The sequence below is a fragment of the Paraburkholderia kirstenboschensis genome, from assembly GCF_032806925.1.
Classification (GTDB): Bacteria; Pseudomonadota; Gammaproteobacteria; order Burkholderiales; family Burkholderiaceae; genus Paraburkholderia; species Paraburkholderia kirstenboschensis.
Genome location: NZ_CP136513.1, coordinates 3,104,933 through 3,118,651, shown reverse-complemented (window position 1 = coordinate 3,118,651; position 13,719 = coordinate 3,104,933). Strand labels below are relative to the sequence as shown.

The 13,719-nt window shown below is 56.7% G+C and carries 12 protein-coding genes; 8 read left to right on the top strand and 4 right to left on the bottom strand.

Annotated features, from left to right (window positions below; all coding sequences use genetic code 11):
- Positions 1-178: 178 nt before the first annotated feature.
- The gene (locus RW095_RS36605; RefSeq protein WP_317020603.1) at positions 179-904 is read left to right on the top strand and encodes an HAD family hydrolase; all 726 of its coding nucleotides are present in this window, start codon (positions 179-181) and stop codon (positions 902-904) included.
- 163 nt (positions 905-1,067) lie between these two features.
- Here the strand turns inward: RW095_RS36605 and RW095_RS36600 are convergent, their stop codons facing one another.
- From RW095_RS36600 to RW095_RS36585, 4 genes are all read right to left on the bottom strand, one after another.
- Entirely contained in the window at positions 1,068-1,193 is a 126-nt protein-coding gene (locus tag RW095_RS36600; RefSeq protein WP_317020602.1) for a hypothetical protein, read from the bottom strand.
- Positions 1,194-1,204: 11 nt separating this feature from the next.
- Positions 1,205-1,453 (bottom strand): hypothetical protein, encoded by a 249-nt coding sequence (locus tag RW095_RS36595; RefSeq protein ID WP_317020601.1) that lies wholly within the window; start codon positions 1,451-1,453, stop codon positions 1,205-1,207.
- A gap of 852 nt (positions 1,454-2,305) precedes the next feature.
- Positions 2,306-2,731, bottom strand: coding sequence for a hypothetical protein (locus RW095_RS36590; RefSeq protein WP_317020600.1), 426 nt, complete (start codon positions 2,729-2,731; stop codon positions 2,306-2,308).
- Positions 2,728-3,612, bottom strand: a complete 885-nt coding sequence (locus RW095_RS36585; RefSeq protein ID WP_317020599.1) for a ParA family protein — start codon at positions 3,610-3,612, stop codon at positions 2,728-2,730. Before RW095_RS36585 ends, RW095_RS36590 begins: the two co-directional genes overlap by 4 nt.
- Before the next feature lie 803 nt (positions 3,613-4,415).
- On the opposite strand from RW095_RS36585, the gene RW095_RS36580 reads away from it, so the two are divergent.
- The 7 genes from RW095_RS36580 (at position 4,416) to RW095_RS36550 (ending at position 13,657) form a co-directional block, all read left to right on the top strand.
- Positions 4,416-4,718: a type II toxin-antitoxin system Phd/YefM family antitoxin gene (locus RW095_RS36580; protein ID WP_317020598.1), complete on the top strand. Its 303-nt coding sequence runs from the start codon at positions 4,416-4,418 to the stop codon at positions 4,716-4,718.
- Positions 4,719-4,734: 16 nt separating this feature from the next.
- Positions 4,735-5,121 carry a type II toxin-antitoxin system RelE/ParE family toxin gene (locus tag RW095_RS36575; RefSeq protein WP_317020597.1) on the top strand — a complete coding sequence of 129 codons (387 nt, stop codon included), beginning with the start codon at positions 4,735-4,737 and terminating at the stop codon, positions 5,119-5,121.
- Positions 5,122-5,144: 23 nt separating this feature from the next.
- Positions 5,145-7,934 carry a type I restriction endonuclease subunit R gene (locus RW095_RS36570; RefSeq protein WP_317020596.1) on the top strand — a complete coding sequence of 930 codons (2,790 nt, stop codon included), beginning with the start codon at positions 5,145-5,147 and terminating at the stop codon, positions 7,932-7,934.
- Entirely contained in the window at positions 7,931-9,694 is a 1,764-nt protein-coding gene (locus RW095_RS36565; RefSeq protein ID WP_317020595.1) for a restriction endonuclease subunit S domain-containing protein, read from the top strand. The genes RW095_RS36570 and RW095_RS36565 overlap by 4 nt, the downstream gene beginning before the upstream one ends.
- Positions 9,695-9,696: 2 nt before the next feature.
- Positions 9,697-11,415, top strand: a complete 1,719-nt coding sequence (locus tag RW095_RS36560; RefSeq protein WP_317020594.1) for an AAA family ATPase — start codon at positions 9,697-9,699, stop codon at positions 11,413-11,415.
- Between the two features lie 368 nt (positions 11,416-11,783).
- Positions 11,784-12,200 carry a hypothetical protein gene (locus RW095_RS36555; RefSeq protein WP_317020593.1) on the top strand — a complete coding sequence of 139 codons (417 nt, stop codon included), beginning with the start codon at positions 11,784-11,786 and terminating at the stop codon, positions 12,198-12,200.
- Positions 12,197-13,657: a class I SAM-dependent DNA methyltransferase gene (locus RW095_RS36550; protein WP_317020592.1), complete on the top strand. Its 1,461-nt coding sequence runs from the start codon at positions 12,197-12,199 to the stop codon at positions 13,655-13,657. Before RW095_RS36555 ends, RW095_RS36550 begins: the two co-directional genes overlap by 4 nt.
- The last annotated feature ends 62 nt before the right edge of the window (positions 13,658-13,719 follow it).

The following is a 13,719-nucleotide window of genomic DNA, read 5'->3' as shown; positions in this document are numbered from 1 at the left end:
AACTAGATAAGATTTTTTGAACCGGCGCCCCTAGGCTTGATTTGGTTGGTTGGACTTTACGGTCTGATTTTTCACATCATTTCATGATGTGAAACCGCGGCACCCGGGTTACAAATCTTTCAGCCTGAAAATTTTCCGTTGACGATGCGGTGGCAGGCGAGGCCGGAAACAACGCATAATGCGCGACCTGCCTGCCGCGGTAGCGGGCAGGCCGAATCGTTCGGCAGGGCCATTGTTGGGGTTGCACACCATGACAGTCAACGCCGTTTTCTTCGATGCCTTCGGCACCCTCTGCGACATCGGCATCAAACGTCAGCCGTTTGCCCAGCTGGCCCGATTTCATCCGGATCGTCGGCGCGCGCGCGACTTGATCATGACCCAGGCGCTCTCGCTGCGCGATGCTGCGCAGGAACTGCAGGTGCAGGACGTTGATCTGGCCATGCTGGAGGAGGATCTTGTCACTGAGTTGGCCAGTATCCGCCTGTACCCGGAGGTGCCCGAGTTGCTTGAAACTTTACGCAGGCAGGGGTTCAGGATCGGCATAGTATCGAATCTGGCCGCACCGTACGCCGAACCCCTATTACGCTTGCTGCCATTCGAGCCGGATACCCAAGCATGGTCCTTTGAGGTCGGTCACATGAAGCCGGATCCGCGCATTTTCGCGTGGGTCTGTGAACGTCTCAATGTTGCTCCGCATGAAGCGCTGATGGTGGGGGACATGTTCGCCGACGACTATGCTGGCGCATTGGCGAGCGGCCTGAACGCATTGCATCTGGATCGACGGGAAGAGGCGCGCTCCAAGGTCGCCGCGACCATCCGGACCCTGGACGAGATTCTTCCCGCACTCCGCGTTCAGTCAGATTTCGTCTCAATGGGCCAGACCGGGTCGGTCGGGTTGTCGTAACGAAGGACCGAACCACGCAGCTTCTCGAGTGGCCTGTCAGCAGGACTCGCGGGAGCGTCGGTTTCCTGCCCGAGCGGTTGCACCGCGGGGCACCCTTCGCCGGCAGAGCGGACGGTTGGATCGCATTGCGCGAACACGTCATTCTGTTCGACTTTTCTGCGTGTCATCGGGAATCCGTCACGCTGTCAAGCGCTTGCATTGCCGCATCGAGCTTGCGGCGTTCCGATCTTGAAAAGACGATGCGCACGAGCCACAAGGCCGCCCCCATGGCGGTCGCGAGGTCGATCATGGGCGCCACTATCACTTGTCTTCGCACGCGCTCTCCCACCTGTCGGATGACACGCTGGTATGCAGCCCAAGCTGCTTCGCCGTTGCGACCGGCAGGCGCAGCACGACATCAGCGCCACCTTGCTCCCGCGTGCACAGTTCAACGCTGACACCCTGCAGTTCCAGATACACCACGCCCGCTTCGAACACTTCTTCATAGAAGTGCCAGGATGGTTCACCGGTCTCGGAATGATGATGTGCGAGAGTCGCTTTGGTGCTCATGGCGTGCCTGTGACCGTCTGGGGTAGAGCGATCAGTGTAGCGGGCTAGGCAGTGGTCGTGTGACCAGATTAAATAAGCGGGAAGATGCCACGCGCTGACCTAGGCGAGTCGGTGATGGAAAAGCGCGGCGCTTCAGGTGTTTGTATTAGCCCACGCGCGTTATCCACAGGCCTTTCAACACAAACGACAATTAAGTACGTGCGCGCCCGTCGTAACGAAGCAGAGCACTTCCGGGCGCTAGACGCCAGCGCAGCCCCTGAAGTTCTCTAGTCCGATCCGGTGAAGAAGTAACCGTCTTTCAACACGATTGGCGATAATGTCGATGAAATCATCAGATTCCAAGTTTGCAGCGATAGCGCCAAATCCGCGACCAGTAGAATCAACTAAATCAAATGACGGAATCCGCGGGAACCTGAGGCCGCTCTTCCGCCGCCTCGTATGTTTTGTCTCTTTCGTCGATACATGAGCGGAAACGGGGATGCCGTCACGTTTCCGATGTTTACGTACTACAAGGCCTTCCCCGTTGAGCACAAGCTCAAACGCGGTTTGTTGACTGATGGTGCAGCCTCAGGACGGGGAAGTCCCTTTCATTCGCTAGGCGCTCAGGGCGCGCGTTTCAAATGTCGCTGATCGCCCCTCAAGCCGAACGCCTGCTATTCGATAGCCGTGGCTCGAAAGTGTTCTATCGGCTGAAGTTCGTTGCTTGAAGTTTCGCGACTGCGTCACGGCGGCTACGACAGATAACAGGACCGACCACGGCGGCTCTAGTCAAAGGCGAGCAGTCCAAGCGCAACCTGTTAATCAAACGGGGCGCGATCCGTCGTAGTGCCGATCCCGGTATTGTCCTGCTGCTTACCTAGTCATATCCGGTGGAACACCCCCGCTTTTACCTTGCGCAACGCGACGATACATACCAATGTCACTGATCTCTTGAGCGGCAAAATCTACTAAGTTCTTTTTGGCAGCGCTACCTGGCCGAATATCAAGCTTCAGCAACACCTCCAGAATTTCTCCACGTGAAGCTTTCACCTCATGAAAGTATTGTTTAAGCGCCTCCGCATCCATCTCCATAAGTTGATCAATCGTCTTCGTGGTTCTCGTGCGTGCGTTTGAAAGTAATAAATTTATAATATCGGAGCGCTTTTGCTTGCTCGCATTGGGGATGCTCTCCGCGCCCTCAAGCTTTAACAGTTCGGCGACCGTGATATCCGAGCTCTCTAGTCCGGCTCTGGCACCGTCCAAACCTAAAAAAAGTATAAGCTCTTCAAGACTAATCATGGGCACACCTGAACGAATTCTGTTGTTAGGTTTTGAAATTGCATCGATTGTTTCGCCGCGTTCGCTCCGCCGATATCATATACGGGCACCCGGGCAGCAGCGGCCTGACGAAGACCGTCTCCTTCGGTGACATAGTTTTCAAACACAGGTCCAGCAATACTAAGACGGTTGTATTCCGACTGCTCTGTCTGCTTTAGTGAGCTATCGTACTCCCTAGCCATCATGCCCATAGCGCCTGCGAAGATTGTGTCGACATATCCATCCTCAGTGCGCAAGGACGACCTGAGCATATCAATATCCGAATTAACGTTAGCAATTTCGCCAATAATGGTTGCAACCCCTATCGATGATTGGCGGTCGAGCTTTACAGGTGAAACACAATAATCAGATGCGTAAATAATAGCCCGAAGCGTATCCGAAACTTCCGGATGAGAGTCAATCAAAACGTAATCATATAGATCTTGCAACGGGTCAAGGACGGTGCTAATTGTTTTTACATGCTGCAACAGCGCGACGTTATTTGACCTAATATTGTTTGAGCTGGGTAATTTGTCCGTCGAGACGGTCGACAATCGATAGTCTGCTGGAATGAGATCCAACCCCGGCTGGCAAGCCAGAATCGAAATATCTGTCGTCAGCGGCGTGGCGCTATAGAGTTGTTGAAACTTATGAAAAAGCGTGATCTCAGCCGCCGGCCGCTCTCCAAAGCCTTCGATCAAATTCGGAAAGAATCGTCCTGTGATGCCACCTCTTTGATAGTCAGCATCAATGACGAGCACCCGCTTGTGCTTGAAACGAACGAGGCCTAAAGCCAAGTGATAGCACGCAGTGGTTTTTCCTACACCACCCTTTTCGCTGATAAATCCCACAACAGTAGCCATCGATCCTCGCCTGTTCTTTTGGTCAAACGGTCGTCACGCCGGAGCGCCCCTGTGAAGGCGTCCCCCGTACAAAGCGGGCACCACTGGTGTCGCGCCAAGCCTCAATTCTGACACGTAGTTGGCTTGCAGAGCGAGTGGCCCAGAGAAGGAAGGCCGAACGGAAGGCGCCCTTGGCCAAAATGGCCGTCGAAGATCTCCACTGCCGCAAACAGCACTTCGAAATGAGGCTGACTTGCCTGCCGAATCATTTGGTCGCCGTCGCCTCGCCAAATGCCGGTTCGTCGCTCTTCCGCGGACGTTCACCACACGACCGTGAATGACCGTTCGTGGTCGATGCTGTTGAAAAAGTCGCTAACCGTCCTTCTCGCATGGTTTTCAGGGGTCTTCTCACCCTTAGCCGATGTTCGCGAGCGTTTGCAGGGCAGTCTAGAGGGGTATTTTTTCGTCAGCCAATCGCAAACGCCACGCAGCAACTCTTTCAACAGCGTCGACCCCGTTGCCGCCGGTGGAGCGGGCTGAGTCCTAAATGCAGGCTTCGGAAGCGGAACGGCCATTCCCTGCCGTCCAATCGGGATAAGTGATCGGCCAAATCAGTCATCGGCCCGTCGCCAGGCGGGAGACCGGACCAGGCCATAGATCGGATGTTGCGGATGGCCGTATTTCCCGCAAGCACCCCATCTGACCCATACACGTTGGCCTCCCCATGCGCTCCCGTCCCGACGTCGCCACGACCATCGCGGCACCGGACGAATTACGGTATGATGTACGGAATTCTGTACAAATTCACAGCCTAGGATTAAGCCATGTCCATCTCAGCCAGCGATGTGATCCCGCTGTCCCAAGCTAGAGCCAATCTGTCCGAACTGGCCGATCAGGTAAAGGCCGGGGCCGAAAAGATCATCACAAAGAACGGCGAAAGTTACGTTGCCATCATCGATGCGAAGCGGCTGGATTACTACCATCAGCTGGAGCGGGAACGTATCCACTTATTGCTGATGGCAGACGCCGGTAATGGTTTGGCTGACGTGGCTACCGGCAAGGTCAAAGAGGCCCGTGGCACCCTCTCAGCCCTCAAGCTGCGCCGCTCCACCAAAACACCCAGATGACGGGCCGATTTGCGCCGTGACAGCCCGCCACACCGTCAAGCTTACTGCCAACTTCGAACGCAATCTCGATGAAATCGAAGCATTCCTGCGAGATGCTGAAGCCTCGTGGTACTTCAGTGCGCTGCTGGACGAGCTGACTGATACCGTTATCCCCAATTTGGAGCGCTTTTCGGCTATGGGTCGGTCTTTCCTCGAACGCCCTACCCGCTCTGTCGAAACGAGCAACGGCATCGCTCGCCTGACCGAACAATTGAACGCCATTGCCGAGGGCAGCGAACTGTGCGAGTACGTGATGACGCACTACGTGCTTCTGTATGCGCAGATTAAAGGCACTGTATATCTGCTCTCGATCCGCCACAACCGACAGCTTTCGTTCGATCTGGCAAGTCACTGGCCAACCTGAGCATTTAGAACAAAGGGATAGTCATGACGCCGGAAACCAAGGCCCGTCAGCAGATCGACCAAAAGCTCGAACAAGCCGGCTGGGTTATTCAGGACATGAAGCAGCTCGACTTGTCGGCGGGTGTCGGCGTAGCCGTGCGCGAATTCCCCACCGATACTGGTCCAGCCGACTACGTGCTGTTCATCAACCGCACCGCCTGCGGAGTGATCGAAGCGAAGGAGGATAACGCCGGTAAAAACCTCACCGTTACTGAGACCCAAACCGCGCGCTACGCCAGCGCCGACCTTAAATGGCGCAAGGGCAACACCCCGCTACGCTTCCTTTTTGAAGCCACCGGCCAGATCATCCGGTTCACGGACAACGCAGATCCCGTGCCGCGCTCCCGCGAGCTCTTCCACTTCTTCAGGCCCGAGCAGCTCGCGGGATGGCTTGCGCAGTCTGACACCCTGCGCCGTCGCCTCGTCGACAGTATGCCGGTGCTGTCCGAGCACAACCTGCGCGACTGCCAGATCGGCGCTGTCACCGGCCTAGAGAAGTCGCTGGCGCAAAATAAGCCCCGCGCTCTGATCCACATGGCCACCGGCGCAGGCAAGACCTTCACCGCCATTACCGCCGTCTACCGTCTGCTCAAGTTCGGAGGTGCCAAGCGCATACTCTTCCTCGTTGACACGCGCAACCTCGGTAAACAGGCGCACCAGGAGTTCATGGCTTACACGCCGCCTGACGACGGCCGAAAGTTCACCGAGCTATACAACGTGCAGCGGCTGGCCTCCCCCAGCATTGACCCACATGCGCAGGTGTGCATCAGCACCATCCAGCGCATGTACTCTGTCTTGTCCGGTGTGCCCATCGACGAGTCCGCCGAAGACGTCTCGCTCAACGAAGTTCAGCAAACTGCCAAGCAGGAGAAGCTCGTCCGCTACAATGCGGCCGTCCCGGTCGAGGAGTTCGACTTCGTTATCATCGACGAGTGCCACCGCAGCATCTACAACCTGTGGAAGCAGGTTCTGGACTACTTCGACGCGTCCCTAATCGGCCTTACCGCCACACCCGACAAGCGCACCTTCGGCTTCTTCAATGAAAACATTGTCGCCGAGTATAGCTATGAGAACTCGGTGGCCGACGGTGTCAACGTTGGCTATGATGTCTTCGAGATCGTCACCGAAATCACGCAGAAAGGCGCTGAACTCAAGGCCCGAGAGTGGGTGGACCACCGCGATCGCCAGACGCGCAAAAAACGCTGGGGAGAAACGGAAGAAGATAGCTTTTACACCGGTAAGGAGCTGGACCGCTCAGTGGTCAACACCAGCCAGGTCCGCCAGGTCATTCAAGCCATGAAAACTGCGGTGGAAACGCAGATCTTCCCCGCGCGCAAGGAAACGCCCAAGACCCTGATCTTTGCCAAGACCGACAGCCACGCCGACGACATCATCAACATCGTCCGTGAGGTCTATGGCCAAGGCAACGCCTTCTGCAAAAAGGTCACCTACCGCGCCGTGGAAGACACCGACAGCATCCTCAGCAGCTTCCGCAACGACTACAACCCCCGCATTGCCGTCACGGTGGACATGATCGCCACTGGCACCGACGTAAAGCCTCTGGAGGTACTACTCTTCATGCGCGACGTCCGCAGCAAGGGCTACTATGAGCAGATGAAAGGCCGCGGCGTGCGCAGCCTCGATGCCGACAGCCTCAAGCGGGTGAGCAACAGTGCCGAAGGCGCGAAGACGCGCTTCGTGCTGATCGATGCCGTGGGCGTTGAAAAATCCTGCAAGACCGAAAGCCGTCCTCTGGAAAAAAAGCCCGGCATCGCGCTCAAAGACCTGCTGCAAGGGGTGGCTATGGGAAGCCGCGACGACGACACCGTTCTCTCTCTGGCAAACCGCCTCGTGCGCCTGAACAAGCAGCTCGACGACAAGGCGAAAGCGCGCATCGAAAAGCTCAGCGGCGGCGTCCCCGTCGGCGAGTTGGGCAAGACGCTCATCACCGCGTTGGATCCGGACGCCATCGTGCAAACTGCCCTCGCCACCACTAAGGCCAACGGCATCATCCGCAGCGAAGACACGCTGCTGCCGGAAGAAATCGAAGCCGCCCGCGCCAGCCGCGTGGCCGCCGCCTGCGCGCCATTCGACAAAGCCGAGCTGCGCGATGAAATCGAAAGCGCCCGCCGCGATCGCGAGCAGCTCATCGACCACATCAATCTCGATCAGGTCACCTTCTCGGGCTTCTCCGAACAAGCCGAGGCTCAAGCCAAGGCTGTGATCCAGTCCTTTGCGAGCTACGTCCGCCAGCACAAGGACGAGATCGCGGCTTTGGGCTTTTTCTACCAGCAGCCCTACCAGCGCCGCGCGCTCACCTTCGAGATGATCGAAGAGCTGCACGAGCATCTGAGCCGACCGCCACTGATGCTCACCACCGAGCGCGTGTGGAGCGCCTATGCCCGTGTGCAAGTGAGTCAGGTGAAAGGCACGACGAGCCGCCGTCAGCTCACCGACCTGGTCAGCCTGCTGCGCTTCGCGCTGGGGCTCGATGGCGATGGCGCGGAACTCAAACCCTTTGCCGACGAGGTGGACCGCCGCTTCCAGACCTGGATCTTTCGCCACAACGCACAACGTGGCACGTCGTTCACGCCGGAGCAGACTGAGTGGTTGCGACTGATGAAGGACCACATCGCGAGTTCCTGCTCGATCTCGCGCGAGGATTTTGATTTCGCCGAACTCGCTGATAAGGGTGGTCTGCAGAAGGCTTGGGGTTTGTTCGGCAAGGAACTGGATACGCTGATGAATGAGATGAATGAGGAGCTGGTGGCGTGAGCGCGTATATTCCGCAGTCGTTTGCTGTGTTGGGAGAGCTTGCGGACGAACCGGTCGAGCAGTCGGGGCCAACAGGTGATTTTATTTATGTTGATATCGGCAGCATTGACCGAGAGACAAAGAGGATCGTCGATCCGAAGTCATTGCCTCTATCGGCGGCACCGAGTCGCGCCAAGCAAGTATTGAGAGCTGGCGATGTTTTGGTCTCCATGACACGACCGAACCTGAATGCTGTGGCATTGGTTCCCGAACATCTGGATGGTGCGATTGGCTCGACCGGATTTCATGTTCTACGATCCCGATGGCTGCGCCCTGAGTTTTTGTTTGGCCTGGTCCAGTCGCAACGTTTTGTCGACGCGATGTCTGCCGTCGTGCAAGGCGCGTTATATCCCGCTGTACGGCCGAAAGACATTGCTGCATACACCTTCGCGTTCGAGACACCAACACAACAAGCTCACATTGTCGCCAAAGTCGAAGAACTGCTATCTGATCTCAATGCTGGAGTGGCGGAGCTGAACGCCGCGCAGAAGAAGCTCCAGCAATGCCGCCAGTCACTGCTCAAGGCCGCCGTCGAAGGCGCGCTCACCGCCCCCTGGCGCGAAGAGCAGTACAAGCTCGCCCCCCCCGCCGAGACAGGCGTTCAGCTGCTGCAACGCATCCTCACCGAGCGTTGCGCCCGCTGGGAAGCCAAGCAACTCGCCAAATTCAAGAAACAAGGCAAGCCCCCCCCAAAAGACTGGCAAAAGAAATACCCCGAGCCGGTTCAACCAAATACCTCCAACTTGCCTGTTTTGCCGGAGGGGTGGGCGTGGGCCAGTGTCGATCAATGTTCGTTTGATGAGAACGCGATCACTGACGGCCCATTTGGTTCAAATCTGAAGTCTGAGCATTACCAAGACAGCGGCCCTCGTGTCATACGTTTGCAGAACATCGGCGATGGGATTTTTGTCAACGCGTATGCACACATTTCAGAAGCGCATTTTGCCAATCTGTCTAAGCACGCCGTCGAGACAGGTGATGTGGTTGTAGCCATGCTTGGCGAAGTGTTACCCCGCGCATGCAGCATTCCAGATGGCGTAGCCCCCGCCATTGTGAAAGCTGACTGCGCCCGCGTTCGGTTGAATCCCAAATTGATACGTCCGGCCATTGTTGTGGCTCAGCTCAACTCGAAACCGGTTCGTGATGCCGTGATGAAGTTTGTAAAGGGCATCGGTCGCCCTCGCATCAATCTTGGTCATGTCCGTGCAGTTCCAATAGCATTGGCACCCAGTGACGAGCAAGTTGCAATTGAGGCGACACTTCAGACAGCTCAGCTTTCGATTAAAGAGCAACTCTCCGCAATCGACCTTTCCCTCAGGCAATCCGTTGCCCAACGCCAAAACATCCTGCGTGCCGCTTTCTCCGGCCAGCTGGTGCCGCAAGACCCGAACGACGAGCCGGCCGGTGTGCTGCTGGAACGCATCCGCGCCGAGAGGGCGGAACGCGCCAAACAGCCCAAGGCCCGCAAGACCAAACAAAAAAAGGAGATCGCCGCCGTGGCGAGTCAACTGATCGACGTGCTCGCAGAAGCGGGCGACTGGATGCCGGCGCAAGAAGCGTTTCGCCGCTGTGGCGTGGCCGACGGTGCGCTAACCAAGCAGATTGAAGCGCTCTATACCGAGTTGCGCGCGCTGGACAAGGCTGGCCGCTTGGCCGTCGAGCCCGTGACCGATGCGCAAGGCCGCAAGCTCTACGACAAGCTGAAACTGCGGGCGGATTGAGCATGCGCCTTGAGAAGCTCACCATCGGCAGCGCCAAGAACAGCCCGACGCACCAGTTCAAGAACCTGAAGAACGTCACCGTCGACTTCGATCAAGACCATTGGGTCACGGTGATCATCGGCTGGAATGGCACCGGTAAGTCCAATGTGCTGGAGGCGCTAGCCATCATCTTCCGCGACCTGATTACCTACAAAGGTATGTCGGCGGAGAAACGAAAGGGGATTCCTCAATTCGCATTCAAGCTTTCGTACCGCATGGGCGCGGGCGAGGACCTGCGCCACATCCACATCGACGCCGATCCAGATCGTGAAAAGGAACCGTTCCTCATCTGCGTCGCTGATGCCAAGCAAATTGAGCAAAACGACCTGCTCCATAGAGTTCTGGACTCTAGCGACGACGCGGACAAGAAACCGCAGGGGGAGCCGATCAAGCTCACGGCCTTCCTAAATGGCGAGACCGAGTATCTGCCGCGCTATGTGTTCAGCTACTACTCAGGCGAGAGCCCGCGCATGCAAGAGGTATTCGAGCCCTACCTAAAGGACTACTACCAGAATCTTGTGACATCGAAGGTTGACCCAGCGCCAAAGCGGCTCTTCTATGCATTGCCGGTTCACAGTCAGTTCGTACTTCTGGCGTTTTTGATTCAAACAGACCAAAAGGTAAAGGAGTTCTTGGAACAAGAGCTGGGCATTGACCCTGATAGTGGGATCGAGTCTGTTCTCTTTGTCCTGCGAGAGCCGCCTTGGAACTCGAAAGATGGCGACCCCAGATTCTGGTACGCGAGAGGTCTGGTTCAGCGATTCCTAGATCGTCTCATGACGGCGTCGCTGGCGCCGATCACGATCAAGAGAAGATTGAAGACGTCAATCTGGAACAAGAATCAATCGGCGCATGAGTACAAGTATTTGTACGTCAAGGATGTAGAGTCGCTCAGGACATTTGTAGGCAGCCAACCTGCAAACGAATTTTTCCGCGACTTGGAAAGTACCTACGTCTCCGAGCTGATCGAAGAAATCCGCATCCGCGTGCGTTTGAAGAAAAACGATGGCAGCGTGACCTTCCGTGAACTCAGCGAAGGCGAACAGCAACTCCTCACTGTGTTGGGACTGCTGCGCTTTACTGCCGAGGAAGAAAGCTTGTTCTTGTTAGACGAGCCTGACACGCACTTGAACCCACGATGGTGTGTGAAGTACTTGAACTACCTCAAGTCATTTGTCGGACAGAACAGTGATGCCCAGGACAACAGCCACATCGTTCTGACGACCCACAACCCCTTGGCCATTGCGGAACTGGTGAAGGAGCAGGTGCAGATCTTGTATCGGCAATCAGCTGCCCATACAGTGCGTGCCGAGAACCCAGCTGTGGACCCTAAGGGCATGGGCTTCGCCGGCATCGTGACCAGCGAGATGTTCGGCTTGGGTTCTAGCTTGGACAAGGCCACGAACGAAGACTTGATCGCCTTGCATCAACTCTCCACGCAGCCGCAGCCTCTCAGCCCGGTTGATCGCGACAGACTGGTCGAAATCCGACAGCGCCTCGAAGGTTTGGACTTCAACTTCGCCTCGCGAGATCGGCTGGAGCAAGAGTATTTACGCGCCAGATTTGATCTGGCTGCGGATGGTGCGATTGATGGCGCCATCGTTACTCCCGAGAACAAGCAGAAAGCTCTGGACGCTTTGGTGCAAAGCCTGCTTCGCGGATTGCAGGGGGACCAAGATTGAGATTCGTTCAGCTTCCGCTGCCATCCCAACTACCAAAACGGTGGCTCACGATCTCTGCCACTAGGATCGCGGCCGTTGGCGCATTTCCGACACATGATCTTCGGTCGACCTATATAAAGAAGCACACCAGTTGGGGACGGCTGAAGGGGTGGCTTTGCCAGGTCAGTCGTTACAAGTGCTGGTACTGTGAAGCTAAAAGTGATCGAGCGCCGTTTGACGTTGATCACTTTCGGCCGAAGCTAGGAGTTACGGTCGACGGCGTCGAGCTCGCAGGATTCGATGGATATTATTGGTTGGCTTATGAGTGGTGGAATTTTCGCCTTTCTTGCCAAAGGTGCAATAGACCCGAAAAGGATGAAGCCGACGTCTTGCACGGCAAGGCGAACGAGTTTCCGATTCGGGATGAAGCACATCGGTGCACAATGCCGGCGGCGTTTCTGACGGCCGAGGAGCCAAGGCTCCTAGACCCGTGCGACCAAGCCGACTGTCAGTTGTTAGCACACGGCATTGATGGAGAGGTCAAACCTCTTGCCTTAACTGGCACATGGGACAACGACCGCGCGCGGTACACGATTGACCGGCTTGGCTTCAATGACTGGAACACGCCGGAGAGAAAAAAGAACTCTTGGCGCCTGCTAGATGATCTGATTCGAATTGCTGGACATCAGCCGGCAGTCGTCGCGCATTTGCAAGAACATTTGTCTACGGACCACGAATACTCAAGCTTCTTCCGATCTGCCATCGGCACACACCGTGACAAGGCTTGGGTGGAGGCACTTCTATGAACACATCAACCCTCATCCAAAAAGTTTGGAACTTCTGCCACACGCTGCGCGACGACGGCGTAGGCTATGGCGACTATCTGGAGCAGCTCACTTACCTGCTGTTCCTGAAGATGGCGCACGAGTATGCGGGGGAGCCCTACAACCGTAACACGCGCATCCCGAAAGGCCACGATTGGGCCAGCCTGCGCAGCAAGACCGGCGAGCCGCTGGAAGCGCACTACCTTGCCACGCTGCACAAGCTGGGACAGGGTACGGGCATGCTAGGTGCCATCTTCTTTAAAGCCCAGAACAAGATTCAAGATCCGGCCAAGCTTTCGCGGCTGGTTCAGATGATCGACGAGCAAAGCTGGGTGGGTATGGACGCCGACACCAAGGGCGACCTCTATGAGGGCCTGCTGCAGAAGAATGCGGAAGACACCAAGAGCGGTGCTGGCCAGTATTTCACGCCGCGTCCCATCATCCAAGCGATGGTGGAGTGCCTGCGCCCCGCGCCCGGCAAGACCATTGCCGACCCGGCCTGCGGCACGGGCGGATTCTTCTTGGGTGCCTACAACTGGCTGACCCGCCCCGGTGCCAAGCTGAACAAGCGGCAGAAGGAGTCGCTACGCGATGCCACCTTCCACGGCAACGAGATCGTGCCCAACACGCGGCGCTTGTGCCTGATGAACCTATTCCTGCACAACATCGGCGAATTAGACGGGAAGCCTTCGATTGATCGTTCAGACGCACTGATCAACGAGCCCAAGGTGAAGGTGGACTATGTGCTCGCCAACCCGCCCTTTGGCAAGAAGAGCAGCATGACAATCACCAATGAGGAAGGCGAGGAAGACCGTGACGCACTCACCTATGAGCGCCAGGACTTCTGGGAAACCACGTCGAACAAGCAGCTCAACTTTCTGCAACACATCGTGAGCATGCTCAAGGTGGACGGCAAGGCGGCCGTGGTGCTGCCCGACAACGTGCTGTTCGAAGGCGGCGCCGGCGAAAAGATCCGCCGAAAGTTGCTGGAGACCTGCGATGTGCACACGATTCTGCGCCTGCCCACCGGCATCTTCTACGCGCAGGGCGTTAAGGCGAACGTGGTGTTCTTCGACAACGCGCCCAAGGATGGCCGTGTGCACACCAAAGGTGTGTGGTTCTACGACATGCGTACCAACAAGCACTTCACGCTGAAGACGCGCCCGCTCAAGCTGGATGATCTGCAGGACTTCATCGCCTGCTACCACCCTGCGAACCGCCACGATCGGAAAGAGACCGAGCGTTGCAAGTTCTATCGGTATGACGAGTTGATCGCCCGAGACAAGGCGAACCTGGATATCTTCTGGCTCAGGGACAACACCTTGGACAACCTAGACGACCTGCCACCACCGGATGTGCTGCAACACGAAATCATTGAGCATCTAGAAGCTGCGCTGGCGTCTTTCCGGGATGTGGCAATTGGACTGCAGTCCAATTGATCCCCGGTCGAGCCTTCCCTGATGCGCCCGGGAACTATAAAAGCGACAAAGCCGGTCGCTGA

What these genes read in the sequence shown, in the direction of transcription:
- RW095_RS36585 (WP_317020599.1), bottom strand. Translation starts at nt 3,612, where the DNA reads ATGGCTACTGTTGTGGGATTTATCAGCGAAAAGGGTGGTGTAGGAAAA.
- RW095_RS36550 (WP_317020592.1), top strand. Translation starts at nt 12,197, where the DNA reads ATGAACACATCAACCCTCATCCAAAAAGTTTGGAACTTCTGCCACACG.
- RW095_RS36605 (WP_317020603.1), top strand. Translation starts at nt 179, where the DNA reads ATGCGCGACCTGCCTGCCGCGGTAGCGGGCAGGCCGAATCGTTCGGCA.
- RW095_RS36595 (WP_317020601.1), bottom strand. Translation starts at nt 1,453, where the DNA reads ATGAGCACCAAAGCGACTCTCGCACATCATCATTCCGAGACCGGTGAA.
- RW095_RS36580 (WP_317020598.1), top strand. Translation starts at nt 4,416, where the DNA reads ATGTCCATCTCAGCCAGCGATGTGATCCCGCTGTCCCAAGCTAGAGCC.
- RW095_RS36600 (WP_317020602.1), bottom strand. Translation starts at nt 1,193, where the DNA reads ATGATCGACCTCGCGACCGCCATGGGGGCGGCCTTGTGGCTCGTGCGC.
- RW095_RS36590 (WP_317020600.1), bottom strand. Translation starts at nt 2,731, where the DNA reads ATGATTAGTCTTGAAGAGCTTATACTTTTTTTAGGTTTGGACGGTGCC.
- RW095_RS36570 (WP_317020596.1), top strand. Translation starts at nt 5,145, where the DNA reads ATGACGCCGGAAACCAAGGCCCGTCAGCAGATCGACCAAAAGCTCGAA.
- RW095_RS36560 (WP_317020594.1), top strand. Translation starts at nt 9,697, where the DNA reads ATGCGCCTTGAGAAGCTCACCATCGGCAGCGCCAAGAACAGCCCGACG.